Origin of the sequence: Flavobacterium sp., from assembly GCF_031422135.1 — a bacterium.
GTDB lineage: Bacteria > Bacteroidota > Bacteroidia > Flavobacteriales > Flavobacteriaceae > Flavobacterium.
Genome location: NZ_JANOQD010000039.1, coordinates 1 through 25,370 on the forward strand (window position 1 = coordinate 1; position 25,370 = coordinate 25,370).

Consider the following 25,370-nt stretch of genomic DNA (forward strand, 5'->3'; position numbering starts at 1 on the left):
ATTTAGGACATAAAGTTATTGAACCTGTTCCTTCATTATTTACTTTCAACATCAAAGACAATAGGATTAAAGATCTAATGGGACTTTCCGCAATGGCAACAGTCAAAGTAAAAAATTCAACCCGTGGCGCAGCCGAACAGAAAGGAGCTAAACTGGAAGCTTCAGGTCCATTATTGATTACGCATTGGGGAATGTCTGGACCAGGAATTTTAAGACTTTCTGCTTGGGGTGCAATTGAATTAGCGGCAAAAAAATACCAATTTGCTATTGTAGTTAATTGGTTGAATGATAAAACTTTTGAAGAAACTTCTGTGATTTTAAGAGAATTAAAACTAGAACATTCCAAAAAAGCAGTTTCTAAAAAATCTCCTTTTGATTTTCCAAATAGACTCTGGGAAAATATCGTTTTAGCCTCGCAAATAGAATTGGAAACGAAATGGGCAGATTTAACCAAAAATCAGTTGGCAAATTTAACAAATCAACTTACAAATGCCGAATTTCAAGTTAACGGGAAAAGTACTTTCAAAGAAGAATTTGTTACCGCTGGCGGAATCGATTTAAAAGAAATAAACTTCAAAACAATGGAAAGTAAAATACTACCAAACCTATATTTTGCTGGTGAAATTGTAAATATTGATGCTATAACAGGTGGATTCAATTTTCAAAATGCTTGGACAAGTGGATTTATTGTGGCAGAAAATTTTTAATTTTTTCATAGATATTGCAATTAACTTTTAAAATTGATGTTGATAACTACTTATTCAACCACCAAATACTTCCATTTAAAATCGTAGCAAAACTTACCCAAGCCAAATACGGATATAATAGTTTTGAAGCCAAATTATCTATAGGTTTAAAAACTTTTATGGTTTCAAAAATAAACAACCAAAGTAATAAAATTTCGATAAAAGCCAGTAAAGGATTGCAAAGCCCGAAGAATAAAATCGACCACAAAGCATTTAATCCCAATTGAATTCCGAAAACAATCATTGCTGTTTTTACAGCTTTTTTATCTTTAAAATCGCTTGACCAAATCAGTCCAAAAGCAATTCCCATCATAATATACAATAATGTCCAAACTGGGCCAAAAAGCCAACTTGGCGGATTAAAAAATGGTTTTTCAATAGTCAAAAACCAGGTTTTTACCGAGGATTGAGTTGCAAAACCAGATAAAAATCCAACTAAAACACAAACGCAAATCGAAATAATAATTTTTGTAGATTTATTCATATCACAAATTTACTTACAAATAAACAAAAAAAGTATCTTTGAAGAAATTTTTATAACATGCTTTCTGAAAAAGATTTTATTTTCAAAAACAATTCAAACGAATTAGAAAACGGCATTTTTCAATGGAGTTCTCCAAGTAACATTGCTTTGGTTAAATATTGGGGCAAAAAAGAAAATCAAGTTCCAGCAAATCCGTCGATAAGTTTTACTTTAAATAATTGCAAAACAGTTACAAAGTTAACTTTTGTAAAAAAAGAAACTAATAACAACTTTGCATTCGATTTATTATTTGAAGGAAAGTCAAAAGAAGATTTTAAACCAAAAATCCTAAAGTTTTTTGAACGAATTTTCGAATATTGTCCTTATTTGAAAGACTATCATTTTACGATTGATACACATAACACCTTTCCGCATAGTTCAGGAATAGCTTCTTCCGCATCAGGAATGGCAGCTCTGGCAATGAATGTGATGAGTTTGGAAAAAATTTTAAACCCATCAATGTCGGATGACTATTTTTATCAAAAAGCCTCTTTTCTAGCTCGTTTGGGTTCCGGAAGTGCTTGCCGAAGCGTTAAAGGAAGCGTTGTGGTTTGGGGTAAAAATGATTCCATTTCTGAAAGTTCCGATTTATTTGGGGTTGAATTTTCAGCTACAATCCACGAGAATTTCAATAATTATCAAGATACGATTTTACTAGTTGATAAAGGCGAAAAACAAGTTTCAAGTACAGTCGGTCACGATTTGATGCACAATCATCCGTATGCAGAAAGACGTTTTGAACAGGCTCACGATAATTTATCAAAAATAAAAACTGTTTTAGAAAACGGAAATCTCGACGAATTTATCCAAATTGTAGAAAGCGAAGCCTTGACATTGCATAGTATGATGATGACTTCGATGCCCTATTTTATTTTAATGAAACCCAATACATTGAAAATTATTAATAAAATTTGGAAATTCAGAACAGAAACTAAAATTCCAGTTTGTTTCACACTAGATGCTGGTGCAAATGTTCACGTTTTGTATCCCGAAAACGTTGTAAATGAAGTTTTGCAATTTATTAAAAATGAATTAGTTGTCTATTGTCAAAATGGTCATTACATTTGTGACGAAATTGGAAGTGGAAGTCAATTGATAATGCAATAATATTTTTATGTATCTTTATATTTTGAAATAGAAATTTATGGACATTCAGTTAGAAAAAAAAGCTTTAATCAAAATGATAGAAGAAACGAACGATTCTACTATAATTGCTTCCATAAAAAAGATTTTTAAAACAGAAAAAAAAGATTGGTGGGACGAGTTGAACAATCAGCAGAAGTTTGAGATTGAGGAATCAGATAGAGAAATTGATAGAGGAGAATATGTTAATTTTGAAGATTTTATTAAAAAGTATATTTAATGAGAGAAATAATAATTTCTACTCGCGCTCAAAAAAAAAATAACTAATCTATTTGAATATTTAGAAGTAAAATGGTCTGAAAAAGTAAGAAAAGAATTTGCAGTAAAATTGTATAGTGCAATAAAAATGATTAGAAATAATCCTGAAAGCTTTCCCAAATCAGAAATTAATTCGAAGTATAACAAATGTGTAATTACTAAACAGTCAACTATATATTATCGTTATAATTCAAATCAAGTTAGAGTTTTATCACTTTTCGACACAAGACAAAGCACAAATAAAATTAAGAAAATAAAATAATTTTCAAAACCATATGAAAGGACCCCTATTTTACTCAAAAATACTACTTTTCGGAGAATACGGAATTATTCGAGATTCTAAAGGATTGTCAATTCCTTACAATTTTTATAACGGAGCTTTAAAAACCGAAGCAAATCCTTCAGATGAAGCTATAAAATCTAACGGAAATTTAAAACGTTTTGTAACCTATTTGCAAACTTTACAGAATGATCAACCCGAACTAGTTACCTTCAATATTGATGTTTTAAAATCTGATGTAGAAGCTGGAATGTATTTTGATTCTAGTATTCCGCAAGGATATGGCGTAGGAAGCAGTGGTGCATTGGTAGCAGCAATTTACGATAAATATGCTCAAAATAAAATTACAGTATTAGAGAATTTAACTAGAGAAAAACTATTAATCTTAAAGAATGTTTTTTCCAATATGGAATCTTTTTTCCACGGTAAAAGTTCAGGATTAGATCCATTAAATAGTTATTTAAGTATTCCTATTCTTATAAATTCTAAAGACAATATTGAAGCTACTGGAATTCCAACACAAAGCCTAAATGGAAAAGGTGCGGTTTTCTTGTTAGATTCTGGAATTGTTGGAGAAACTGCTCCAATGGTTACTATTTTTATGGAAAAATTAAAAGAAGAAGGCTTTCGAAAAATGCTAAAATCCCAATTTATCAAATATACCGATGCTTGCGTAGAAAATTTCTTGGGTGGCGATATGAAATCTCTTTTTGCCAATACCAAAAAATTATCAAAAGTGGTGTTGAATAATTTTAAACCTATGATTCCAGAGCAATTTCATCAGTTGTGGCAACAAGGAATTGACTCTAACGATTATTACTTGAAGCTTTGCGGGTCTGGTGGTGGAGGTTATATTTTGGGTTTCACACAAGATTTAGAAAAAGCAAAATCTTCGCTTAAAGGTTATAGTTTAGAGGTGGTATATCAGTTTTAAAATCCCCATAAACCTAATAAAAGCAAATTTAGAATATCAAAATAAAATTAAATGCTAAAAAGAAAATCAAAACTGTTTCTGATGAAAATCTTCAGTTTGTTTTCTGTGGTACGTGGTTATAATATTCCAATTATAGTTTTAGCGCAATATTTATCTGCTATTTTTATTTTAGATAAAGAGCAAAGAGCACTTGATATAATTCTTGATTGGCGACTATTTATCATCGTTTTTGTGTCAACATTAGCCATTTCATCGGGTTATATAATCAATAATTTTTACGATTCTGAAAAAGATTTAATCAACCGTCCTAAAAAAACGATGCTAGACCGTTTGGTAAGTCAACAAACCAAACTAAAAGTATATTTTGGATTAAATTTTTTAGCAACCGCATTGGCTTTTATAATTTCTTGGCGTGCCTCACTATTTTTTGCGGTTTATATTTTCTTAATTTGGTTTTATTCGCACAAGCTTAAAAAGTATCCAATTGTTGGGAATTTAACCGCTTCATTATTAGCTGTTTTGCCTTTTTTTGGTATTTTATTATATTTTAAAAATTTCTATCCCGAGATTTTTGCCCATGCAACATTCCTATATCTATTAATTTTGATTCGTGAAATGATTAAAGATTTAGAAAATCTAAAAGGAGATATTGCTAATAATTATCAAACGATTCCTGTACGATTTGGAGAACAAACATCAAAGCAAGTCATATCAATATTAACTATTTTTACCACAATGCCAGTTTTTGTTTTGATAGAAAATTACGATGTGGGTTATATGGATATGTACTTTTACATCAGTCTAATTATTTTGATTTTCTTTCTATTCAAACTCTGGAAATCCGAAAGCCAAAAACAATACATTCAACTCCATAATATTCTGAAATCCATAATAGTTGCAGGAGTTTTTTGTATAGTTCTGATAGATCCATCGGTTTTATTGAATGGAAGAGCCATTCTGAAATTTTAAATCCCAAACCTCAAATCCTTAATCTCAAATCATTACCTTTGCAAATCTTAGGTCATAAGACCGAATAGTCGAAGTAAATTACAGAAGTATGAATAATTCAGGAGGCAGTAAAAAAGGAACAGGCCCAAGACCAAGCAGCTCAAGACCAAGTTCTAACAAGCCAAAACCAGCAATGGCAAAGCGTGCCCAAGGCCCTAAAAAAGTAAAACCAACAACAAAAGTTGAAGAAATACCTACTGATAAAGTAGCTAAAAAGCCCAATCAAGCACCAAAAAGACCTAAAAACGCAGACGAAATCCGTTTGAATAAATACATTTCAAACTCAGGAGCTTGCTCTCGTCGGGATGCTGATATTTACATCCAATCTGGAAATGTAAAAGTAAACGGAATACCAGTTGTCGAAATGGGATATATGGTAAAACCAGGTGATGTGGTTAATTTTGACGGAATGACGTTAACTCCGGAACGCAAAGAATATCTATTGCTTAATAAGCCTAAAAATTTCACCACATCGTTTGACGAAAACGATATGATGCGAAATGTTAACGAATTGGTTCGCGGAGCTACCAAAGCAAATTTACAACCTGTTGGTCGTATGGACAAAAATACAACAGGTTTGTTATTGTTTACGAATGATACGGATATGATTAGAAAATTTGGTTTGCCAAATCAAAAATCATCAAAAATTTATCAAGTTTCGTTAGACAAAAACTTAAAATTTGAAGATTTAGAAAAAATAGAAAAAGGAGTTACGCTAGATGGTCACCGACTTTTTGTAGAAGAAGTAAGTTATATCGAAAACGAACCAAAAACAGAAATTGGCTTAAAACTTCGTACCTCAAATGTAAAAGTAGTTCGCGCTATTTTTGAAAGTTTTAAATACGATGTCATCAAAATAGACCGAGTTGCCTTTGCAGGATTAACCAAAAAGAATTTGCCAAGAGGAAATTGGCGACTGCTAACCGAACAGGAAATCATCAATTTAAAAAATACATAAAATTTAAATCCCGAAGCAATCGGGATTTTTTTACCAATATATATGACGCCAGAACAATTACAATCAATAGCCTTTCGTTGGTTCGAAAATTTCAATACTAAAGAATTAGAAAAATTACTATCCCTATACGATGACGACGCAGAACATTACAGTCCAAAACTAAAAGTAAATCAACCACAAACGAATGGATTGATACAAGGTAAAAATGACTTGAAAACTTGGTGGCAAGATGCTTTTGAAAGACTTCCAAGCTTGCACTATAAAGTTTTATCATTGACTGCCAATGGCGATAGGGTTTTTATGGAATACATCCGTCAAGTAGAAAACGAGCAGGATATACTAGTAGCTGAAGTCCTTGAAGTACGAGACGGAAAAATAATTTCTTCCAGAGTATATCATGGATAAAACCATATTTGAATTACTGTAATAAATAACAAATTCGTTTGTAATTAACGAAGGAAACGTCTCATTCAGTCGTAAGATTATGAGACTTTTCCCTCGTCGAGATAATGTGTTTTCAATAAATACTTTGGTATTTTTATATATAAAGTGTTCTAAAGCCTATTTTTTCTTACCAAAAATACCATTCAACAAATCGTTTGCCGTATTTTTTATAGCTTCATTCTTTTTCGTTTTTGTGGAATCAGCAGGATTTTTTTTGCCTCCTAAAATGTTTCCAAGTGCACTTGTACCTTGATTTAGTAATTTTTCTTTCTGAATTTTAACAAGTTGTGTAGTCAGGTTTCCAACAGCACTTTTCATATCAGTGGAAATTTTTGGGCTTTTAAAATTACCACTCATTAAAGCAGTGATTGGAATGTTTTGAACTTTATTTGCATCACTAGGTGATAGTTTAGCTATTAATTTGGTCACATCTGAACCTAAATATTTAGCTGGAACGTCCATCTTGATGTTGTAATTCATATTTTGGTCAAAACCGTGTGTTCCTCCAACTTCCGCAACAATATCTTGGTATTTAATTTGAAATGGTTTTACGTTTACTTTTCCGTTATTAAATGAAACAGCTGCTTTCAAGTCGTTTAAATTAAGTTTACTTGCATCGAGGAACTTTACATTTTGACTCAAAGCGGTTAGCATTTGTGAGTTGTTAGGATTTACTTTGGTTTCTAGTAATTGTCCTAACAAATCGCCTGAAAGTGTTTTTAAATCAGGTGTCATTTCCTTTGAATCGAGATTTCCGTTCAGTTTTATTTTTGAACTTAATTTTCCGTTAACAACACCAGCAATTGGAGCAATTTTTTTTAACATTTCTAATTGCGTAAAACTTTGAGCAATATCGACTTTGTTTAAATCAAGATCCATATTGAAAGTAGGAGTTTTGCCTTTGGTCGAAACCACTCCGTTCATTCCAATTACACCATCAAAAATATTCATTTTTACGTTTTGCAAGGTTACTGCTTCGTCTCGAATTATCATTTTTCCAGAAACAGCTTTTAAGGTTAAATTATCATACACTACTGTATTGGCTTTTGCAGTAATGGCACAATCTAAAAAAGCAGGAATTTTAACCTCCTCTTTTTTAGTTGTTTTGCCTTCTGTCGAAGTCGAAGTTGTGGGAGCCATAAAATCAGCCACAAGAAATTGATTCGAATTCATATTGAAATTACCTTTCAAAATTTGTTTTCTAAACATAAAACCATAAAAATTATCTAATGTTCCTGTCAGTTGAAAGTCCGATTTTCCAGTGGTTGCACTAAATTGATTTAACTTTATTTGACTGGTGTTAAACGCAATTGCAGCTTGATTTATTTTTACGGGTTTTGCCATTCCATCTCCAGTATAATTGAATCCTGACAGATTCATTGTGCCAGAATTTTGAATGTTTTGATACTGATTGGTTTCCACCGATTTCATATCAAATTTTGTTGTCACATCCGCTACTAATACTCCTGAAAGGGGTGTGTCTAGTTTTACAGGATAGGCTTTTGTAACATTTGAAAGATTGATAGTTCCTTTGAGTTCTGCATTTACAAGTGCATTCGTTGCTATATTTTTTATATTAGCTTTGGCATTAAAAACGTCCTGATCTATTTTGAAAGAGAGTTTGTCTAAATTTACATACGTATCATTCATTATGCCAGTTTCATTAATAATTTTGGTATCTATAATGATATTTTGAACCGATTTCGGTAAATCTGGATATTGAAAAGAACTATTGTTTGATGCAATAGCAATGTTGAATTTTGGCACTGTCGTGTCTGTCAAAGTTCCATTTACTTTACCATTTACAGAAAAATCACCTGTCGTTTTAACCTCTTTTAAGTTTCCTGCATAAGTGGCAGGAATCAATCCTAAGAAGTTTTTAAATGATGAGGTTGGAGTTTTAAATGTCAAATCGTAAGCTTGACCTTTTTCTAGTAGTTGAATAAAACCATTAAATTCTAATGGTAGTTCATTAATTTTTGCTTTATTTTCTTTGAAGGTATATTTTTGATTTTCTAAATCAATACCTAACATCGCATCAAGTGTGATGGCTACCTTATTCATATAATTCATCTTATCCATATCCAATGAAATTTTTGCGGTAGTATTGGTGTTTAAATCTAGTTTTTGTGCCGCAAAATTTCCAGTTCCTTTATGGTTTAATTCCGTGATAACCATTTTTATTTTAGAACGTTCGTCATAGTATTTGAATTTAAAATTTTCAAGACTATAGTTTTGAATGTTCATTGCAAATGGTTTGCTTTCTTTTGGGTCTATTTTTGAGTTGTCTTTCAAAGCAATATCAAAATTTCCTACTCCGTTTTTGTCAAAAAGAATATTTGCTTTTCCGTTTTTTACAGAAATTGCTTGAAGTGTCATTGCTTCACCATCGCCTTTAAATAGTTCTTTGATTGACATTTGTAAATCAAGCTCTTCAAATGCTACTAATGTATCTCCTTCAAAAGGTGCTTTGTTAATGATGATTAACTTCTCGATTCCAACATTGGCTTGAGGAAAATTTTTAAACAAACTCAAATCGGCATCCGCAAAAGTAACTTTGGCATCTACATTTTCGTTTATAGATTGTTCTATTTTAGCTTTAATTTGGTCTTTAAAAAAGATGGGAATTGCAAAAAGTGCGGCAATTAATACTGCAAAAAAAACACCAATGCCTATAAAAATTTTCTTTTTCATTTTGTTTGAATTTGTTGGTTTGAATCTTATAGCAATAACTTTGCCGCTCCAATGCAAAATTAATATAAAAAAATCCGTTTTAGTAGTTACTAAAACGGATTAATTTAAAAAATATTTCAAGTTTACTTTATATTTATTTCGAAAGGCATTAAAGCTTGAACTCCTTTTTGCTTGTTCAGTCTACGAATTTGCTCAATCATTTTATAATTGGCTTCGCCAATTTCTTCTTTGATTAAGTTTTCACGAGTTTTCATTAAAGGGAAACCACTTCCGCCAAAAAAATCTCTAAAATCTTTTTCATATTTTGGGTAATCGACTGTTGTGTAATCAGTTGTCTTAACCAGTTTTGAGGCATAACCTATTGCTTGGTCTAACCCTCCAATTTGGTCTACTAATCCTAGTTTTAAGGCGTCAGAACCTGCCCAAACTCGACCTTGGGCAATTGCATCAACTTGAGCAAATGTCATTTTTCGACCAGTAGCAACTCGAGTTACAAAGGTTTTGTATATAGATTCGACACTTTGTTGAGCAAAAACTCTGTAGCTGTCTTCCAATGGTTTGAATAAACTGTATCCAGAAGCGTTTTCGTGTGTTTCGACTAATTCGGTGTTTATACCATATTTTTTTGTAACTTCGGATAGGTTGGGTAATGTCCCAAAAACACCAATCGACCCCGTAATTGTAGTTGCTTCGGCAAAAATTTTATTAGCATTACAAGCAATATAATAGCCTCCAGAAGCGGCTAAATTACCCATTGAAACAATTACAGGTTTGGATTTTTTAGCAATTTCAATTTCTCTCCAAATTAATTCAGAAGTTAAGGCGCTTCCTCCTGGGCTATCAACCCTTAAAACGATGGCTTTTATGTTTTCATCTTTGCTAGCTTCTTGCAACGAACGACGCATTGATCCTTCGCCAACCACATTCAAATCGCCTTCGCCAGATCCAATTTCGCCTTGCGCATAAATAACTGCAATTTTATTTTTTGTGCTGAAATCAGATAGTGAAGTGGCATTGTTTTCTGTATAATCCATAATATTTACAAAAGAATACTCTTCATCGGTTTTCAATTTCAATTTTGCTTTTATGTCATCGTGATACACATCTTCATAAGCAATTTTGTCAATAAGCTTGTTTTGTAATGCCATTTCTGGTGTTCTACCTAACAATCCAGTTGCAATGTTGTTCAATTGTGCGACTGAAATTTTTCTGGATTTCGAAATATCTAGTGCCATTGCATTCCAAATCGAGGTTAAAAAAGTAGTAATTTGATCTCTGTTTTCAGGACTCATTTCGCTCAATAGAAAAGGTTCTACGGCACTTTTGTATTTTCCGTGACGAATGACTTCCATTTTAAGACCTGTTTTTTCTTGGAAATCTTTAAAGTACATTATTTCGGTTGAAAGTCCTTTGAAATCGAGTTCTCCTATTGGATTTAAGTATACCTTGTCAGCTACCGAATTCAAATAATAATCCTTTTGTGAATAGGTGTTTGCATACGACATTACAAATTTTTTGGAGGACTTGAAATCTTCTAATGCGTCTCGCAATGCTTTTGTTTGTGCAACTCCTAGCAATAATGAATTGTTTAAAATGGAGATCCCTTTAATTTTATCATCTGTTTTAGCAGCTTCAATTGCTTTCAAAACATCGATTAAACCATTGTGGTTTGCTTCAAAATAGCCTATTTCTTCATAATTGAACTTTCCGCCATAATCGTTGACTACTTCTTCCAAATTTAATTCTAAAACCGAATTATCTTCGACATAAGTTGATTTTGAATCACCACCAAAAAGGGCTCCAATTATCATAATCCCAAAAAAAGCCAACATTAAGAAAACAAATATTCCTACTATGGTTGATGTTACATTTCCTAAAAACTTCATAATTAATCTATTTATACTATAAGTATGTTTTTGTAGCAAATTGTTACAAAAACAAGTTATTAACACATCTGCAAATATACTACGATTCTAAAATTCTTTTTAGTTAATTTGCATTCGTTATGAATTTGCAACAAAAAGTAGTGCTTTCACTTGGTAGTAATCAAGGGAATCGCCAAGAAAATATAGAGAATACTATCCAATTAATTCAAAAAGAAATTGGATTGGTTTTACGTGTTTCTAAGTTATACGAATCGCCTTCTTGGGGTTTTGAAAGTGAAGCTTTTTATAATTGTGCTTTGATTTTACACACTTCTTTATCGCCAGAAAAAATATTAAAAAAAATTGCTTTAATTGAGAAAAAAATAGGGCGATTCCCCAAGCAATCTCCAAATTATGAAGCCCGAATTATTGATGTTGATATTATTGCTATTGATGAGCAAATTACAAACACAAACTCACTTTCGATTCCACATCCACAAATGCAAAATCGGCTTTTTGTATTGTTGCCCATGCAGGATTTAAAACTAGATTGGAGACATCCTGTTTTGCAAAAAAGCACAAACGAATTAATTGCTGTTACTGAAGATAAGAGTGATTGTAGCGTAATATGTTCATTAAAGCTGCCAATAAATTTTACTATAAACAAGTTAAATTATATAGCAATTGAAGGAAATATTGGTGCAGGAAAAACGACATTTGCCTCAAGAATTGCAGAAGATTTTAATGCCAAGATGGTTTTAGAACGATTTGCAGACAATCCGTTTTTGCCTAAGTTTTACAAAGACCAAAACCGATATGCTTTTCCACTCGAAATGTCTTTTTTAGCCGATAGGTATCAGCAATTGTCAGACGATTTATCTCAATTTGATTTGTTTAAAGATTTTGTTGTGGCTGATTATCATATTTTCAAATCGTTGATTTTTGCTAAAGTTACTTTGCAAGAAGACGAGTTTAGGCTTTATAAAACCTTGTTTGACATCATATATAAAGAAATGCCAAAACCAGATTTGTATGTGTATTTGTATCAAAATACAGACAGATTACTCAAAAACATCAAAAAGCGAGGTAGAAGTTACGAACAAGATATTCCTGCTGAGTATTTGGATAAAATAAATAAAGGCTATTTGGATTATATCAAATCGCAAACGGATTTGAATTGCTTAATTATTGATGTTTCAGAATTTGATTTTGTAAAAAATCAAAATGATTATTTGAAAATTTTGGATGCAATTCAAGGAAAATTAGATAATTAGATTGTTCGATAATTCGAATCATCGAACAATCGAATCATCAAACTTGCAGAACAAATCCCAAACCACAATTCCTGCACTTACAGAAATATTCAAAGAATGTTTGGTGCCTAATTGTGGAATTTCAATAGTACCATCACAAAGTTTTATTGCATCTTGATTGACTCCAAAAACTTCATTTCCAAAAACCAAAGCGTATTTTTTATCGTTTTCGACTTTAAAATCATTTAGAAAGATGGCGTTTTCAACTTGCTCAATAGCATAAACGGAGATTTTTTCTTTTTTCAAATTCTCGATTACGTCTAACACATTTTTAGCATATTCCCATGCTACTGTTTCTGTTGCTCCGAGTGCTGTTTTGTGAATTTCCTTATTAGGTGGAATTGCAGTGATGCCGCATAAATATATTTTTTCAATCAAAAAAGCATCGGCAGTTCTAAAAACCGAACCAATATTATGCAAACTTCTTATGTCGTCTAATACAATAATAATGGGCGTTTTTTTAGCTTCTTTAAAGTCAGTGATCGATTTTCTATCGAGTTCGCTATTTTCTAATTTTCTCATTTGTTTTTTATAAAAAAAGCTTCCTAAAATTTTAGGAAGCTTAGCTATTATTGTATTTTATGTAATTAGCTTTTTGTTGGAGCGACTACAGCAGGAAGGGCATTTACAGTTCCTTTGATGTTCAAAACTTTAGAAGGAGCGCCTTCTGCGTTAGAAGTTACAGTAACCGTTTTAGAAATTCCGCCAACTCTTGATGTATCATATTTCACTCCAATAACCGCTTTTGCTCCAGGCATAATAGGCTCTTTAGGGAACGATGGAACGGTGCAACCACAAGATCCAGTAGCATTCGTAATTATCAAAGGTTTGTTTCCGTTGTTTACAAATACAAATTCTCTTTTTCCGTCTGCATTTTGCTGAATTGTCCCATAATCAATAGTTTCAGCTTCAAATTTCATTCCAGCACCTTCTACCTCAGATTTAGCTACTACAGTTTTAGTAGTTTTAACTTTTTTTGCTTTCGTTTTTGTTTGTGCAAAAGTTACTGTTGTTCCTAATAATGCAACAGCAATAAATAATACTATCTTTTTCATTTTATACATTTTTAATTTTGAATAGCAAATGTAAAAATAAAATTGAATTTCACTAACTTTTTTATGCTAAAATTGTTGTTAAATCATATATTTTTAATTCAAAATAAGTAATTTCGTTGCCAATAAAAAAATTACGTTTTGTCATCAAAAGAAAAAGAAGTCAAGGAAACCCCGTTAATGAAGCAATACAACGAGATAAAAAGAAAATATCCCGATGCTTGTTTGCTTTTTCGCGTGGGCGATTTTTATGAAACTTTTGGTGAGGATGCTGTTCGTGCTTCTAAAATTCTGGGAATAACACTTACAAAACGAGGCGCTGGTTCTGCAACAGAAACGGCTTTGGCAGGTTTTCCGCATCATTCTATCAATACCTATTTACCTAAATTAGTTAAAGCAGGGCTTCGAGTGGCTATTTGTGACCAATTGGAAGACCCAAAAATGACGAAAACTATTGTAAAACGTGGTGTGACTGAACTCGTTACTCCAGGCGTTTCAATGAACGACGAAGTTTTAAATTCTAAAACAAACAACTTTTTAGCATCAATTTATTTTGGTAAAAAAATAATAGGCGTTTCGTTTCTTGATGTGTCTACTGGAGAATTTTTGACATCGGAAGGCAATGAGGAATACATAGACAAGTTGTTGCAAAATTTCAGTCCAAGTGAGATTTTGGTTTCCAAACAAAATAAAGGTGATTTCAAAGAAAAATTCGGTGACAATTTTCACGCTTTTTATCTTGAAGATTGGGTTTATAAAGAAGATTATGCCACCGAAACTTTAATCAATCATTTTCAAACCAATTCGTTAAAAGGTTTTGGAATTGAAGAATTGACTAACGGAATAATTGCTTCAGGAGCCATTTTATTTTATTTATCTGAAACACAACACAATAAAAATCAGCATATTACTTCGATTCATCGCATTGCCGAAGATGCTTACGTTTGGATGGATCGATTTACGATTCGTAATTTAGAATTGTACCATAGTTATAACCCAAATGCGGTAACTTTACTTGATGTAATTGACAAAACGCTTTCGCCAATGGGAGGAAGAATGCTCAAACGCTGGTTGGCACTTCCACTAAAAGATGCTAATAAAATAAAATCTCGTCACGAAGTGGTCGCTTATTTTAAAGAAAATATAGATATTCTTCAAAAAGTACAATATCAAATCAAGCAAATTTCCGATTTGGAAAGATTGATTTCTAAAGTAGCTGCTGGGAGAATTAGTCCTAGAGAAATTATTCATCTTAAAGAATCGCTAGATGCTATAATTCCAATAAAAAAAATCGCTTTGCAAAGTTCTCAAGAAGCGGTAAAAGTGATTGGCGATAGTTTACACAGTTGCGATTTATTGCGAGAAAAAATAAAAACTACCTTAAACCAAGATGCTCCGGTTGCCATAAGTAAAGGAAATGCAATTGCTTCAGGAATTAATGCCGAATTAGACGAATTGCGTGGTATTTCTTCACTCGGAAAAGAATATCTCGAAGGAATAGAAAAGCGCGAATCGGAACGAACAGGTATTTCATCGTTAAAAATATCCTTTAATAATGTTTTCGGATATTATATAGAAGTTCGAAATACGCACAAAGACAAAGTGCCGCCAGAGTGGATTCGCAAACAAACACTTGTTAGTGCCGAGCGTTATATTACGGAAGAACTAAAAGAATACGAAACCAAAATTCTGGGAGCCGAAGAAAAAATTCAGCAAATAGAAAGCCAGCTGTTTGAACAGTTGGTGAGTTGGATTGCAACGTATATCAAGCCAGTGCAATTAAATGCAAATTTGGTAGCGCAGCTGGATTGTTTAATTTCGTTTGCGCAATTGGCTATTGATAACAAATATAATTGTCCAGAAATTAACGATTCGTTTGCTTTAGATATAAAAAATGGTCGTCATCCTGTTATCGAAAAACAATTGCCAATTGGTGTTCCATATATTGCCAACGATGTTTTTTTAGATAGAGAAACCCAACAATTGATAATGATAACTGGACCAAATATGTCTGGAAAATCAGCTATTTTGAGACAAACAGCTCTAATTGTACTTTTAGCCCAAATGGGAAGCTTTGTGCCAGCCGATAGTGTGCAAATGGGAATTGTAGATAAAATATTTACTAGAGTAGGAGCGAGTGATAATATTTCGATGGGAGAGTCTACTTTTATGGTTGAGATGAACGAAACGGCCTCCATTTTGAATAATATTTCCGATAGAAGTTTGGTTTTGTTGGACGAAATAGGACGTGGAACGAGTACGTATGATGGGGTTTCGATAGCTTGGGCTATTGCCGAATTTTTGCACGAAAATCCAGCACAACCTAAAACCTTGTTTGCCACACATTATCACGAGTTGAATGAAATGAGTCAATCACTGGTAAGAATTCAAAATTATAATGTTTCTGTGAAAGAACTAAAAGATACAGTTCTTTTTATTAGAAAATTAGTCAAAGGCGGAAGCGCTCACAGTTTTGGAATTCACGTGGCTAAAATGGCTGGAATGCCACAAATAGTGATTCAAAAAGCAGAAAAAATATTGAAGAAATTAGAGAAAAATCATTCCGCTGATGCTTTAAACGGATTAAAATCGAATAAAGACGATATGCAAATGAGTTTTTTTAATCTCGATGATCCACTTTTGGAAGAAATAAAAGAGGAGATATTGAATTTAGACATCAATACACTAACGCCAGTAGAAGCTTTGATGAAGCTAAATGAAATAAAACGAATGTTAAGCAAAAAATAAACACTGTTAAAATTAGGGTTTTCAGGAAGTTATAAAAAAGTATAAATTTTTTAATAAAAAACACTTGTATTATTAAATTAATGTATTAAATTTGCCCTCGCAATACAATAAGCGTATTGTAGTTCTTTTAAATACAAAATGCGAAAATAGCTCAGCTGGTAGAGCGCGACCTTGCCAAGGTCGAGGTCGCGGGTTCGAGCCCCGTTTTTCGCTCAAAACCATACAATAATTTGAAGATTGAACTATTTATATTTCAAAAATCAAATAAAATGCTCGGATGGTGTTATATTTAATTAATTTTTTATAAAAATTAGAGGTAACATTTAAAAGTAAAATGCTCGGATGGTGAAATTGGTAGACACGCTGGACTTAAAATCCAGTGAACAGCAATGTTCGTGCGGGTTCAAGTCCCGCTCTGAGTACAAAAAGCTTCAAACTATGTTTGGAGCTTTTTTTTTATAAAAAGCAACGATACTGTTTATGTATTCAACGTTATAGTTTAAGAGTTATTTTAGTGTCAAAATTACTGCGTTTTATTTTATCAGATTACTATGTTTTTTGTTTATATTCTATATTCTTCTAAGTTAGATAGATTTTATATTGGTACAACAGATAATGTTTATAGAAGGGTTTGTGAACATAATTCAGGATTTTATAAAGAATCATTTACTACAAGAGGAGTTACCTTGGGAGTTAGTTTTAAGTTACAAAACCGAGTCTAGTATAAAAGCTTATAAATTAGAAGCGTTTATTAAACGAATGAAATCAAGAAGTTTTATTGAAAGAATTATTTTAGATTTAACCATATTAGATCATATCTATAAAAATAAGATATAATTATGCGGGTTCAACTCTGAAGCCTCGGAGCCGCTCAGAGTACAAAAAGCTTCAAACTATGTTTGGAGCTTTTTTTGTTTTAAAGTTGTCTTGTCCTGAAATAGCGATACAAAAATATTTTTATATAATAAACACTATTAATTAAATTAATGCGTTGATATTGTATTAAATAAATATATTATGAAGGTATTTACTTTTAAGTTTATTATTTTGTTTTTTGTCTGTAATGGAATTAGTATTCAGGCAAAAAACCATGTAACAAAAACAACTACTGCTGTAGATTTTAAGGTATTGATTTTTCATAAAACCAATGGATTCCGACATACAGATGCCATTATTAGCGGTATACAAATGATTACGGATCTTGGTGTTTCAAATGGATGGACTACTGATAACACCCAAAACTCTACCGATTTTAATGCTACAAATTTGGCACAATACAAAGTTGTAATCTGGGCAAATACTTCTGGAGATAATTTATTATCCACTAGTGAAAGAGCCGCTTTTGAAGCTTTTATTAGAAATGGTGGAGGTTTCATCGGTATTCACGCTGCTACTGATACTTACAGAAACGGCAGTTGGTCTTGGTATAATGATTTAGTAGGTGCTATTGTTCAAACATCGCCTAATCACACCTCAAATAATTTTCCTGGTATAATGGATGTTTTAGATACAAATAACATTATTGTTAATCATTTAGGAAATACGTGGTCGAAAAATGAAGAATGGTATTACTGGAGATTAAATGGAGGATACCTCTATAGCGGCAATATAAATTTACTACAAGTGAGATCAACTGGAAATAATTCTTATGATGAAGCCCGACCTGCAACTTGGTATAAGCAGTATGATGGAGGACGTTCCTTTTATACCGCTTTAGGTCATAATGGTTCCGATTATGTAGCCAATTCAAATTTTGGGCAAATGATAGGTAAAGCCATTGTGTGGGCATCAAATACAACACTTGGAATGGGTGAATTCGACAATTCAAATAGTAATTTTTTGATGTATCCAAATCCAGCAAGTACTGAAACAGTAATTTGCAATATTCCAGAGAATGCAGAGATTAAAGTGTTTGATTTAATGGGGAAGATAGTATTGCGTAATAAATACTTAGCTTCAGAGAAAGTTAGATTAGACTTAAGCGGATTATATACTGGAATTTATATTATAAATATTACGAATGACGCTATAACAAAGTCACAAAAGTTAGTTTTACAACGGTAATTATCAGGATTAATCGATAGAATTCCCAGAGGTTTGATTTTGGAATAGTTTATTCTCGCATTGTGTATTTGCATAACTCAACTGGAATAATGCGATTATACGCTGACTTGATAGGTGTTATAAATGGGGTAGAGGCCAGAACCTTCTGATACTGGTTTAAATCGTAGCGTTTCTTAAAAATCAAACATTATTTGGTTTGTGATTAATTGCTGGAGGCTTGCAAAAAGCTTTAAACTAGTTTGTTGCTTTTTGTATTTTTATCCATTAGGAATTTGTATTTTCGCTTTTTGATATATTAGAAAATGAGTGCTTTTGTAATTACTAAACGACTTAGCGGAGAATATAAATTTGAATTTACTTCTAGAAAAGGAAAAGCTATATTTATTAGTAACAACTTTGAATTGCGATTTGAATGTGAGGAGGCTATAGAGTATCTAAAAACAAATCTTGAAAATAGTACTTTTATGAAGTTTAAATCTTCAAGCGGTAAGTTTTTCTTTAAATTAATTATTGATAAAAAGGAAATTGCTATAAGTAGGAAGTATTCAACTCAATTGATGCTTGAAAAAGGAATCAACGAAATTAATAGGTATGCTTTTAAGTCAGAGACTTTGGATTTTTCAAGTAATGATTTTGTTTTTCCTGAAATAATCGAACTACAATAATTTTTTTCATTTTTTGAGAGTTGAATGCAAAAGAAAAGCCACCCAAAAGGATGGCTTAAAAAAACTAGATTAAAAATCTAATTATTTTTTTACTTCTTCTTTAACAGCAGCAGCAGCAGCGTCAGCAGCTTCAACAGCAGCACCTTCAACAGCTTCTGTTGCAGCAGCAGCAGCAGTATCAACAGCAGCAGCAGCAGCTTCAACAGCTTCTTCCATTACTGGAGCAGCTTCTTCAACTGGAGCTTCAGTAGCAGCAGCATCTTTACATGATACAAAAGAAACACTCATCATAGCTACTAAAGCTAAACTTAAAACAATTTTTTTCATCTTACTTAATATAAAAGGTTAATTATTAATTCTCTGCAAAGATATAAATTTTTTAATACGCAAAACTTTTTTTTGCTTTTTTTTAAAAAAATATTTTCCCACAGGTATTTATTCATTCACAATATGTATGCCAAATATTATTGCTCATAAATAATATTTTTCAGGCTTAAAGAAAACTAGTTATTTATACTTTTTCTTTTTTTTGATTTTTTCTTCGGATGTACTAGTTTTAGCTCTTCAATAATGTTTTTTGCTCCAGCAAACTTGTCGATAATAAACAATACATACCGTGCATCAACCATAATATTTCTGCAAATCGAAGGGTCGTAGTTGATGTCACTCATTGTGCCTTCCCAAACTCTGTCGAAATTTAATCCTATTAAATTTCCGTAAGCATCGATGGCTGGACTTCCAGAATTTCCTCCAGTAGTATGATTGGTTCCAATAAAGCAAACAGGCATTTTGCCATTTTCTGCATACTGCCCATAATCTTTGGTGTTGTATAAATCGATTAGCTTTTTTGGAACATCAAACTCATAATCTCCAGGTACATATTTTTCCATTACACCATCAAGATAGGTTGTACAATTATATATAGTAGCGTCTTTAGGCTCGTATCCTTTTACTTTTCCATAAGTAATTCGCAAAGTGCTGTTGGCATCTGGGAAAATTCGAGCGTTTTTATTCAGTTCTAATTGCGCTTTCATATAGCTGCGTTGCAATGCGATGTTTTTGAGATTGATTTCATCAAATTTAGGCAAAACCTCTTTCATATATTTGTCTGCTATTTCTTTCACGAAAATGTAGCCTACATCTTGGTTTAGATTTGCTAAAATGGTTTTGCTATCGCCTGAAAAAAGTTTGGTTAATGCTTCATAATTTACCAATTTTGAATTTTTATAAATGTCAGAAGCTAATGTTGCGGAATTTATAGCGGTCAAATTGTTAGGTAAAAATTGTTTTGGCGATTTTGTAGCATAAATCTGAATTAGTTTTTCGAAAACTTTTTCATCGACAGTTGGGTTAAAATCTTTGTAAAAGTCTTTCAGACTAGCAAGCAAATTATTTTTTCGGTCATTAAATGCTTGTTCGCCTTTGGTATTGAAAACTTGCTCTAATTGATATACTTTGTATGCGGTGCTTAGCAATTCGGTATTGCGTAAAAAAACTTCGGTAAAATAGTCTCTGGCAATGGCATACTCCTTAATGTCGATGTAGTTTTTTTGAAAATCGGATAATAAGTTTCCGTATTCGACTTGTTTTCCTGCTTTGATTACATTTTGTTGAAAAGCAAGTTCTTCTTTTTGTTTTTTGGCAATAGCATTAGATTTTTTTAAACCCATAGTTTCGCCAATCCATTTTTTCCAATAATTCGCCACGCCTGCATATTTTGAGGCATATTGAATTTTGATGGCGTTGTCTTTTCGCATAAATCCGTCTTGCACTTTCAAAGCTGCATCACGAACTTCGATTTTGGCTGGATTCAATTCGTTTTGAATTTGTGCTACTGCAAACGATGGTAAATACTCTTGGGTTCTTCCAGGAAAACCTAAAACCATTGTGAAATCGTTTTCTTGGATTCCGTCCAGCGAAATTGGTAAAAAATGTTTAGGCGTGTAGGGAACATTTTCCTTAGAATAGGCTGCTGGACGATTGTTTTTGTCGGCATAAATTCGGAATAATGAAAAATCACCAGTATGTCTTGGCCAAACCCAGTTGTCAGTATCAGAACCAAATTTTCCAATCGAACTTGGTGGAGCACCTACTAAACGAACGTCTTTATAAGATTCAATTATAAATAAAATGTACTGATTGCCTTCAAAAAAAGTTCTGATTCGGTTTTCTTGCCACGCTTCTTTTTTGAAACTGGCATTTGTCTTTGAAATGTTTTCTTGAATTTTCTTTTGCTTTTCGACTTCCGACATAATGGAAGTAACGCCATCAAGAACCTGTGAAGTCACATCGTTGATGCTTACAATAAAAGTCACTTCTAAATCTTTGTTCATCAGTTCGTCTTCCATTTTGTATGCCCAAAAACCATTGGTTAGATAGTCGTTTTCGACAGTTGAATGGCTTTGAATATTATCGTAACCACAATGATGGTTTGTCAAAATCAATCCTTTTGGCGAAATGACTTCGGCTGTACAACCACCATCAAATTGTGGAACGGCATCTTTTAAGCTCGATTTGTTTACGGAATAAATGTCTTCGGCAGAAATTTTCATACCCAAGTTTTTCATTTCGGTTTCGTTCATCCCTTTTAGTAACGATGGAATCCACATTCCGCCTTGTTGGGCTTGGGTTTGAACGATAAATAATAAGAGTAATAGTTTTAAAAATTTCATTTGGTAATAGTGTTATAGTTTGTATTTCATTAATTTTCGGTTGTGTACTTCAAAATCGTTGGCAAGATACAATTTTTGAGCGTTTTGGTTGTGGTTTTCAACTTCGAGTAAGAGTAGTTTTAACGATAATTTATGACTCTCGGTTTTTATGAAATCCATAGTTTGTTTTCCAATGCCTTTACCACGAAAGGCTTCCTTAATATATAGTTCGTCTAAAAAAGCAATTTTTCCTTTGTATTCAAAACTAAAAACAAAAGTTAGAATTGCGTAGCCAATAATTTCCGAATCATTATATATAAGATAGGCTTTACCTAAATTTTCATTGGGAATAAATTCTTCAAATAATTTTTTGGAAACTTGAATGTCAATCGGATAATTATCAATAGCATAGAAATCTTGCATCATTGTGGTGATGATTTCTATTTCGGTAATTTGAAGAGGCTTGAAGCTTGTCATTTCAAATGATTTAATATTACTTCTGTCGCGCCTTTATTCATTTCCACGAAAGTACTGCAAATATGCCCTTTTTCATATCGAATATCTTCATTTTGAAGCAATAAATGGAATGCTTCATTTAATTCTTTTTCATTTGAAATCGAAATGCACCCTTCCGAATTCACCAATGCTGTGGCTTCGGCAAAATGGGAGTAATTTGGCCCAATAATGATTGGAATACCAAAAGTAGCTGGTTCGAGAATGTTGTGCACACCAGGATTTCCAAAACCGCCTCCAACATAGGCAATATCAGCATAGCTATAAATTTTTGTCAAAATCCCGATAGTATCGATGATAAAAACATCAAAATCGGCTAAATTTTTAGCGTCTTTTTCAGAAAATAAAACTACTTTTTTGGAAATTTTGTTGTTCAATTCTTGTATTTGTTCTGCTTTGATATTGTGTGGCGCAATTATGAATTTTACTTTTTTGGATTGGTTGATGTAATTTATTAGTAAACTTTCGTCTTTTGGCCACGAGCTTCCTACCACAATTGTTGTCCTTTTTGTCTTTCCAAACGAAGTGAAGGAATCTATAAAATCTAACGAATTATCTCGTTCTAAAATAGAAACTACACGATCAAAACGAGTGTCCCCTGATATTTTTACATTAGTAAAACCGATGCTTTGTAACAAAATTTTAGAACTTTCGTTTTGCACAAAAAAATAATCAAATGTTTGTAGCGCATTTCTATAAAAACCGCCATACCATTTGAAAAAAGCTTGTTTCTTTCTGAAAATTCCTGAAATGAGATAGGTTTTAGTATTGTTTTTGTGTAACACGTTCAAATAGTTAGGCCAATATTCATATTTGATAAAGAAAACCAGTTCGGGATGCACCAAGTGCAAGAATTTTTTAGCATTCGATTTGGTGTCTAAAGGCAAATAAACGGTAACATCAGCAACCGTATTGTTTTTTCGAACCTCAAAACCTGATGGCGAGAAAAAAGTAACTACAATTTTATGATTTGGAAATTTTTCTTTTATTTTTTCCATCACAGGCAATCCTTGTTCATACTCACCAAGCGAAGCCGCGTGAAACCAAATGGTTTTGTCTGTCGGGTTTATTTTTTTGGATAAAGTTTCAAAAACAGTATTTCGTCCAGCAACAAATAACTTGATTTTAGGACTAAAAAGGGCTACAATGTTTAATAAAAAACCTGCAAAATGAACTACTAAATTATATAGAAAAAGCATATCAATAAATTTCTGAGGCTAAAATACGTTTTCTTTTAACTAAGTATAAATGATTATAGTAAAATTGCTATTTTTGTTGTTCAAATTTCCTAAAATGAAAAAAATTCAAATGGTTGACCTAAAAAGTCAATACGAAAAAATAAAAGATACTGTAAACGCTTCTATTCAGGAAGTTTTAGACACTAATACTTATATCAACGGCCCTGAAGTTCAAAAATTTCAGAAAAACCTCGAAACGTATCTTGATGTAAAACACGTAATTCCATGTGCCAACGGAACCGATGCTTTACAAATTGCAATGATGGGATTGGGATTAAAACCTGGTGACGAAGTAATTACTGCCGATTTTACCTTTGCAGCTACTGTAGAAACTATTGCTCTATTGCAACTAACCCCAGTTTTGGTCGATGTTGATATGTACAATATGAATATCGATATTGATGCGCTTCGCAAGGCCATAACGCCAAAAACAAAAGCCATTATTCCAGTGCATTTGTTCGGTCGTGCTGCTAATATGGAAGTTATTATGCACATTGCAAAAGAGCATAATTTATACGTAATCGAAGACAATGCACAAGCCATTGGCGCCAATTGCAAATTCTCTGACGGTTCCAAAAAGAAAGCAGGAACGATAGGTCACGTTGGTGCAACTTCGTTTTTTCCTTCTAAAAATCTAGGCTGTTATGGTGATGGCGGTGCTATTTTTACGAATGATGATGATTTGGCACACATACTTCGTGGTATTGTAAATCACGGAATGTATGAGCGTTACCATCACGATGTGGTAGGAGTAAATTCTCGTTTAGACAGCATTCAAGCTGCGGTTTTAAATGCTAAACTGCCACTTCTTGACACTTACGGAAAAGCGCGACAAGATGCGGCCAGAAAATACTCAGCTGCATTTGAAGGACATCAGAATATTGTAGCTCCAAGCATTTGTGATATTTGCGATTGCCACGTTTTTCACCAATATACTTTGCGAATTGTCGATGCAGATCGTAATGGATTAATGCAACATTTGCTCGACAAAGGCATTCCTTGTGCGATTTATTACCCAATTCCGTTGCATTCACAAAAAGCATATTTAGATGCTCGTTACAAAGAAGACCATTTTCCAGTAACCAATCAGTTGGTCAAAGAAGTTTTGTCGTTGCCAATGCACACAGAACTTGATGACGAACAAATCAAATTTATAACGGATTCTGTTTTAGAATATCTTAAATAGGTTTATTGTTGATTTGGTTATTCATTTAATCGAATAACCAAATTAACAGATTACCAAATCAACAATTTATGAAAATACTAGTTACAGGTGGCTTAGGTTTTATAGGCTCTCACACTGTTGTTGAATTACAAAACGAAGGTTTTGATGTAGTTGTTATTGATAACCTTTCCAATTCTTCTGAAACAGTTTTAACTGGAATAGAAAACATTACATGCAAAAAACCCATTTTTGAACAAATAGATTTACGAGAAAAACGAGCTGTTCAAAAATTTTTCCAAAAACATTCTGATATTTCAGGAGTAATTCATTTTGCAGCCTCAAAAGCGGTTGGAGAAAGTGTCGAAAACCCATTGTTGTACTACGAAAACAATATTCATTCGTTGGTTTATATTTTACAAGAATTACAACAAAAAAACGAAGCAAACTTTATTTTTAGTTCTTCTTGTACGGTTTATGGTCAAGCCGAAGCGATGCCAATTACTGAAAACGCACCCATTCAACCAGCAATGTCTCCCTATGGCAATACCAAACAAATTGGCGAAGAAATCATTATCGAAGTTTGCAAAGTAAGCAATATTAACTCGATTTTGTTGCGGTATTTCAATCCAATTGGTGCGCATTCCAGTGCTGAAATTGGCGAATTACCGATTGGTGTGCCACAAAATCTAGTTCCATTTATCTCTCAAACCGCAATAGGATTGCGTCAAGAATTGTCAGTCTATGGAAACGATTATCCAACTCCAGATGGCACTTGTATTCGCGATTACATTCACGTTGTTGATTTGGCGAAAGCTCACGTTATCGCTTTGCAACGCTTGTTGCAGAAAAAAAATGTAGAAAAAGTAGAGACATTCAATCTAGGCACAGGAACAGGAAGTTCCGTTCTAGAAGTGATTACTGCTTTCGAAAAAGTTTCTCATCAAAAACTGCCTTATAAAATAGTAGCTCGTCGTGAAGGAGATGTGGTCTCTGCCTATGCCAATACCGATAAAGCCAATAGGGTTTTGGGTTGGAAAGCCAATTCAAGTTTAGAAGAAGCGCTAGAAAGTGCTTGGAAATGGGAACAGAAAGTTAGATTGTAAAATTG

Annotated in this window: 23 protein-coding genes, 2 tRNA genes and 1 pseudogene; 17 read left to right on the plus strand and 9 right to left on the minus strand. The window is 32.7% G+C overall.

The features are described 5' to 3' along the window. Positions 1 to 707: aminoacetone oxidase family FAD-binding enzyme (locus tag RMO70_RS06290; protein ID WP_310555576.1), on the plus strand; the 707-nt coding region annotated here is incomplete at its 5' end. 46 nt (positions 708 to 753) lie between these two features. On the opposite strand, the gene RMO70_RS06295 is transcribed toward RMO70_RS06290, so the two are convergent. Further along, entirely contained in the window at positions 754 to 1,230 is a 477-nt protein-coding gene (locus tag RMO70_RS06295; RefSeq protein ID WP_310555577.1) for a TspO/MBR family protein, read from the minus strand. A 57-nt stretch (positions 1,231 to 1,287) separates the two neighbouring features. On the opposite strand from RMO70_RS06295, the gene RMO70_RS06300 reads away from it, so the two are divergent. The 6 genes from RMO70_RS06300 to RMO70_RS06325 all read left to right on the plus strand — a co-directional run bounded on the left by RMO70_RS06300 (position 1,288) and on the right by RMO70_RS06325 (position 6,255). Beyond that, positions 1,288 to 2,376, plus strand: a complete 1,089-nt coding sequence (locus tag RMO70_RS06300; protein ID WP_310555578.1) for a diphosphomevalonate decarboxylase — start codon at positions 1,288 to 1,290, stop codon at positions 2,374 to 2,376. A 37-nt stretch (positions 2,377 to 2,413) separates the two neighbouring features. Then, positions 2,414 to 2,632, plus strand: a complete 219-nt coding sequence (locus RMO70_RS06305) for a hypothetical protein (RefSeq protein WP_310555579.1) — start codon at positions 2,414 to 2,416, stop codon at positions 2,630 to 2,632. A gap of 313 nt (positions 2,633 to 2,945) precedes the next feature. Further along, positions 2,946 to 3,884 carry a mevalonate kinase gene (locus RMO70_RS06310; protein ID WP_310555580.1) on the plus strand — a complete coding sequence of 313 codons (939 nt, stop codon included), beginning with the start codon at positions 2,946 to 2,948 and terminating at the stop codon, positions 3,882 to 3,884. Between the two features lie 51 nt (positions 3,885 to 3,935). Further along, the gene (locus tag RMO70_RS06315; RefSeq protein ID WP_310555581.1) at positions 3,936 to 4,853 is read left to right on the plus strand and encodes a geranylgeranylglycerol-phosphate geranylgeranyltransferase; all 918 of its coding nucleotides are present in this window, start codon (positions 3,936 to 3,938) and stop codon (positions 4,851 to 4,853) included. 88 nt (positions 4,854 to 4,941) lie between these two features. After that, on the plus strand, positions 4,942 to 5,850 hold the full coding sequence (locus RMO70_RS06320) for a pseudouridine synthase (RefSeq protein ID WP_310555582.1): 909 nt from the start codon (positions 4,942 to 4,944) through the stop codon (positions 5,848 to 5,850). Positions 5,851 to 5,892: 42 nt separating this feature from the next. Further along, positions 5,893 to 6,255: a nuclear transport factor 2 family protein gene (locus tag RMO70_RS06325; protein ID WP_310555583.1), complete on the plus strand. Its 363-nt coding sequence runs from the start codon at positions 5,893 to 5,895 to the stop codon at positions 6,253 to 6,255. Positions 6,256 to 6,411: 156 nt separating this feature from the next. On the opposite strand, the gene RMO70_RS06330 is transcribed toward RMO70_RS06325, so the two are convergent. Both RMO70_RS06330 and sppA read right to left on the minus strand, forming a co-directional pair. Further along, positions 6,412 to 8,988 (minus strand): AsmA-like C-terminal region-containing protein, encoded by a 2,577-nt coding sequence (locus RMO70_RS06330; protein ID WP_310555584.1) that lies wholly within the window; start codon positions 8,986 to 8,988, stop codon positions 6,412 to 6,414. A 122-nt stretch (positions 8,989 to 9,110) separates the two neighbouring features. Next, positions 9,111 to 10,874: a signal peptide peptidase SppA gene (gene sppA, locus RMO70_RS06335; protein WP_310555585.1), complete on the minus strand. Its 1,764-nt coding sequence runs from the start codon at positions 10,872 to 10,874 to the stop codon at positions 9,111 to 9,113. A gap of 119 nt (positions 10,875 to 10,993) precedes the next feature. Here sppA and folK point away from each other — a divergent pair, with 119 nt between their 5' ends. Further along, complete coding sequence (gene folK, locus RMO70_RS06340) at positions 10,994 to 12,127, plus strand: 2-amino-4-hydroxy-6-hydroxymethyldihydropteridine diphosphokinase (RefSeq protein WP_310555586.1); 1,134 nt, start codon at positions 10,994 to 10,996, stop codon at positions 12,125 to 12,127. An 18-nt stretch (positions 12,128 to 12,145) separates the two neighbouring features. On the opposite strand, the gene RMO70_RS06345 is transcribed toward folK, so the two are convergent. Together RMO70_RS06345 and RMO70_RS06350 are read right to left on the minus strand one after the other, a co-directional pair. Beyond that, positions 12,146 to 12,688: an RNA methyltransferase gene (locus RMO70_RS06345; protein WP_310555587.1), complete on the minus strand. Its 543-nt coding sequence runs from the start codon at positions 12,686 to 12,688 to the stop codon at positions 12,146 to 12,148. A gap of 65 nt (positions 12,689 to 12,753) precedes the next feature. Beyond that, positions 12,754 to 13,221, minus strand: coding sequence for a DUF1573 domain-containing protein (locus tag RMO70_RS06350; RefSeq protein WP_310555588.1), 468 nt, complete (start codon positions 13,219 to 13,221; stop codon positions 12,754 to 12,756). Between the two features lie 138 nt (positions 13,222 to 13,359). Here RMO70_RS06350 and mutS point away from each other — a divergent pair, with 138 nt between their 5' ends. From mutS to RMO70_RS06380, 7 genes and pseudogenes are all read left to right on the plus strand, one after another. Beyond that, positions 13,360 to 15,966 (plus strand): DNA mismatch repair protein MutS, encoded by a 2,607-nt coding sequence (gene mutS / locus RMO70_RS06355; protein ID WP_310555589.1) that lies wholly within the window; start codon positions 13,360 to 13,362, stop codon positions 15,964 to 15,966. A 140-nt stretch (positions 15,967 to 16,106) separates the two neighbouring features. Next, positions 16,107 to 16,179, plus strand: a tRNA-Gly gene (locus RMO70_RS06360). A 123-nt stretch (positions 16,180 to 16,302) separates the two neighbouring features. Then, a tRNA-Leu gene (locus RMO70_RS06365) sits at positions 16,303 to 16,388 on the plus strand. A 129-nt stretch (positions 16,389 to 16,517) separates the two neighbouring features. Further along, positions 16,518 to 16,583: pseudogene (locus RMO70_RS16900) on the plus strand (GIY-YIG nuclease family protein); the annotation flags it as partial. Then, positions 16,582 to 16,803 carry a hypothetical protein gene (locus RMO70_RS06370; protein WP_310555590.1) on the plus strand — a complete coding sequence of 74 codons (222 nt, stop codon included), beginning with the start codon at positions 16,582 to 16,584 and terminating at the stop codon, positions 16,801 to 16,803. The pseudogene RMO70_RS16900 and the gene RMO70_RS06370, both read left to right, overlap by 2 nt. A 180-nt stretch (positions 16,804 to 16,983) precedes the next feature. Continuing rightward, positions 16,984 to 18,030 carry a ThuA domain-containing protein gene (locus tag RMO70_RS06375; RefSeq protein ID WP_310555591.1) on the plus strand — a complete coding sequence of 349 codons (1,047 nt, stop codon included), beginning with the start codon at positions 16,984 to 16,986 and terminating at the stop codon, positions 18,028 to 18,030. A 302-nt stretch (positions 18,031 to 18,332) separates the two neighbouring features. Continuing rightward, complete coding sequence (locus RMO70_RS06380) at positions 18,333 to 18,695, plus strand: DUF1508 domain-containing protein (protein WP_310555592.1); 363 nt, start codon at positions 18,333 to 18,335, stop codon at positions 18,693 to 18,695. Positions 18,696 to 18,776: 81 nt separating this feature from the next. Here RMO70_RS06380 and RMO70_RS06385 read toward each other — a convergent pair whose 3' ends face one another. From RMO70_RS06385 to RMO70_RS06400, 4 genes are all read right to left on the minus strand, one after another. Continuing rightward, the gene (locus tag RMO70_RS06385; RefSeq protein WP_310555593.1) at positions 18,777 to 19,022 is read right to left on the minus strand and encodes a hypothetical protein; all 246 of its coding nucleotides are present in this window, start codon (positions 19,020 to 19,022) and stop codon (positions 18,777 to 18,779) included. Positions 19,023 to 19,198: 176 nt separating this feature from the next. Continuing rightward, positions 19,199 to 21,367, minus strand: coding sequence for a S46 family peptidase (locus RMO70_RS06390; RefSeq protein ID WP_310555594.1), 2,169 nt, complete (start codon positions 21,365 to 21,367; stop codon positions 19,199 to 19,201). A gap of 12 nt (positions 21,368 to 21,379) precedes the next feature. Next, the gene (locus RMO70_RS06395; protein WP_310555595.1) at positions 21,380 to 21,823 is read right to left on the minus strand and encodes a GNAT family N-acetyltransferase; all 444 of its coding nucleotides are present in this window, start codon (positions 21,821 to 21,823) and stop codon (positions 21,380 to 21,382) included. Then, entirely contained in the window at positions 21,820 to 23,058 is a 1,239-nt protein-coding gene (locus tag RMO70_RS06400; protein WP_310555596.1) for a glycosyltransferase N-terminal domain-containing protein, read from the minus strand. Before RMO70_RS06400 ends, RMO70_RS06395 begins: the two co-directional genes overlap by 4 nt. A 94-nt stretch (positions 23,059 to 23,152) precedes the next feature. Between RMO70_RS06400 and RMO70_RS06405 the strand changes: the two genes are divergently transcribed. Together RMO70_RS06405 and galE are read left to right on the plus strand one after the other, a co-directional pair. After that, entirely contained in the window at positions 23,153 to 24,283 is a 1,131-nt protein-coding gene (locus RMO70_RS06405; protein ID WP_310555597.1) for a DegT/DnrJ/EryC1/StrS family aminotransferase, read from the plus strand. Between the two features lie 68 nt (positions 24,284 to 24,351). After that, on the plus strand, positions 24,352 to 25,365 hold the full coding sequence (gene galE / locus RMO70_RS06410) for a UDP-glucose 4-epimerase GalE (protein ID WP_310555598.1): 1,014 nt from the start codon (positions 24,352 to 24,354) through the stop codon (positions 25,363 to 25,365). Positions 25,366 to 25,370: the final 5 nt, after the last annotated feature.

What these genes read in the sequence shown, in the direction of transcription:
- RMO70_RS06305 (WP_310555579.1), top strand. Translation starts at nt 2,414, where the DNA reads ATGGACATTCAGTTAGAAAAAAAAGCTTTAATCAAAATGATAGAAGAA.
- RMO70_RS06375 (WP_310555591.1), top strand. Translation starts at nt 16,984, where the DNA reads ATGAAGGTATTTACTTTTAAGTTTATTATTTTGTTTTTTGTCTGTAAT.
- RMO70_RS06390 (WP_310555594.1), bottom strand. Translation starts at nt 21,367, where the DNA reads ATGAAATTTTTAAAACTATTACTCTTATTATTTATCGTTCAAACCCAA.
- RMO70_RS06315 (WP_310555581.1), top strand. Translation starts at nt 3,936, where the DNA reads ATGCTAAAAAGAAAATCAAAACTGTTTCTGATGAAAATCTTCAGTTTG.
- RMO70_RS06310 (WP_310555580.1), top strand. Translation starts at nt 2,946, where the DNA reads ATGAAAGGACCCCTATTTTACTCAAAAATACTACTTTTCGGAGAATAC.
- galE (WP_310555598.1), top strand. Translation starts at nt 24,352, where the DNA reads ATGAAAATACTAGTTACAGGTGGCTTAGGTTTTATAGGCTCTCACACT.
- RMO70_RS06405 (WP_310555597.1), top strand. Translation starts at nt 23,153, where the DNA reads ATGAAAAAAATTCAAATGGTTGACCTAAAAAGTCAATACGAAAAAATA.
- RMO70_RS06350 (WP_310555588.1), bottom strand. Translation starts at nt 13,221, where the DNA reads ATGAAAAAGATAGTATTATTTATTGCTGTTGCATTATTAGGAACAACA.
- RMO70_RS06325 (WP_310555583.1), top strand. Translation starts at nt 5,893, where the DNA reads ATGACGCCAGAACAATTACAATCAATAGCCTTTCGTTGGTTCGAAAAT.
- sppA (WP_310555585.1), bottom strand. Translation starts at nt 10,874, where the DNA reads ATGAAGTTTTTAGGAAATGTAACATCAACCATAGTAGGAATATTTGTT.
- RMO70_RS06345 (WP_310555587.1), bottom strand. Translation starts at nt 12,688, where the DNA reads ATGAGAAAATTAGAAAATAGCGAACTCGATAGAAAATCGATCACTGAC.
- RMO70_RS06320 (WP_310555582.1), top strand. Translation starts at nt 4,942, where the DNA reads ATGAATAATTCAGGAGGCAGTAAAAAAGGAACAGGCCCAAGACCAAGC.
- RMO70_RS06385 (WP_310555593.1), bottom strand. Translation starts at nt 19,022, where the DNA reads ATGAAAAAAATTGTTTTAAGTTTAGCTTTAGTAGCTATGATGAGTGTT.
- RMO70_RS06295 (WP_310555577.1), bottom strand. Translation starts at nt 1,230, where the DNA reads ATGAATAAATCTACAAAAATTATTATTTCGATTTGCGTTTGTGTTTTA.
- RMO70_RS06400 (WP_310555596.1), bottom strand. Translation starts at nt 23,058, where the DNA reads ATGCTTTTTCTATATAATTTAGTAGTTCATTTTGCAGGTTTTTTATTA.
- RMO70_RS06370 (WP_310555590.1), top strand. Translation starts at nt 16,582, where the DNA reads ATGTTTATAGAAGGGTTTGTGAACATAATTCAGGATTTTATAAAGAAT.
- RMO70_RS06380 (WP_310555592.1), top strand. Translation starts at nt 18,333, where the DNA reads ATGAGTGCTTTTGTAATTACTAAACGACTTAGCGGAGAATATAAATTT.
- RMO70_RS06330 (WP_310555584.1), bottom strand. Translation starts at nt 8,988, where the DNA reads ATGAAAAAGAAAATTTTTATAGGCATTGGTGTTTTTTTTGCAGTATTA.
- RMO70_RS06300 (WP_310555578.1), top strand. Translation starts at nt 1,288, where the DNA reads ATGCTTTCTGAAAAAGATTTTATTTTCAAAAACAATTCAAACGAATTA.
- folK (WP_310555586.1), top strand. Translation starts at nt 10,994, where the DNA reads ATGAATTTGCAACAAAAAGTAGTGCTTTCACTTGGTAGTAATCAAGGG.
- RMO70_RS06395 (WP_310555595.1), bottom strand. Translation starts at nt 21,823, where the DNA reads ATGACAAGCTTCAAGCCTCTTCAAATTACCGAAATAGAAATCATCACC.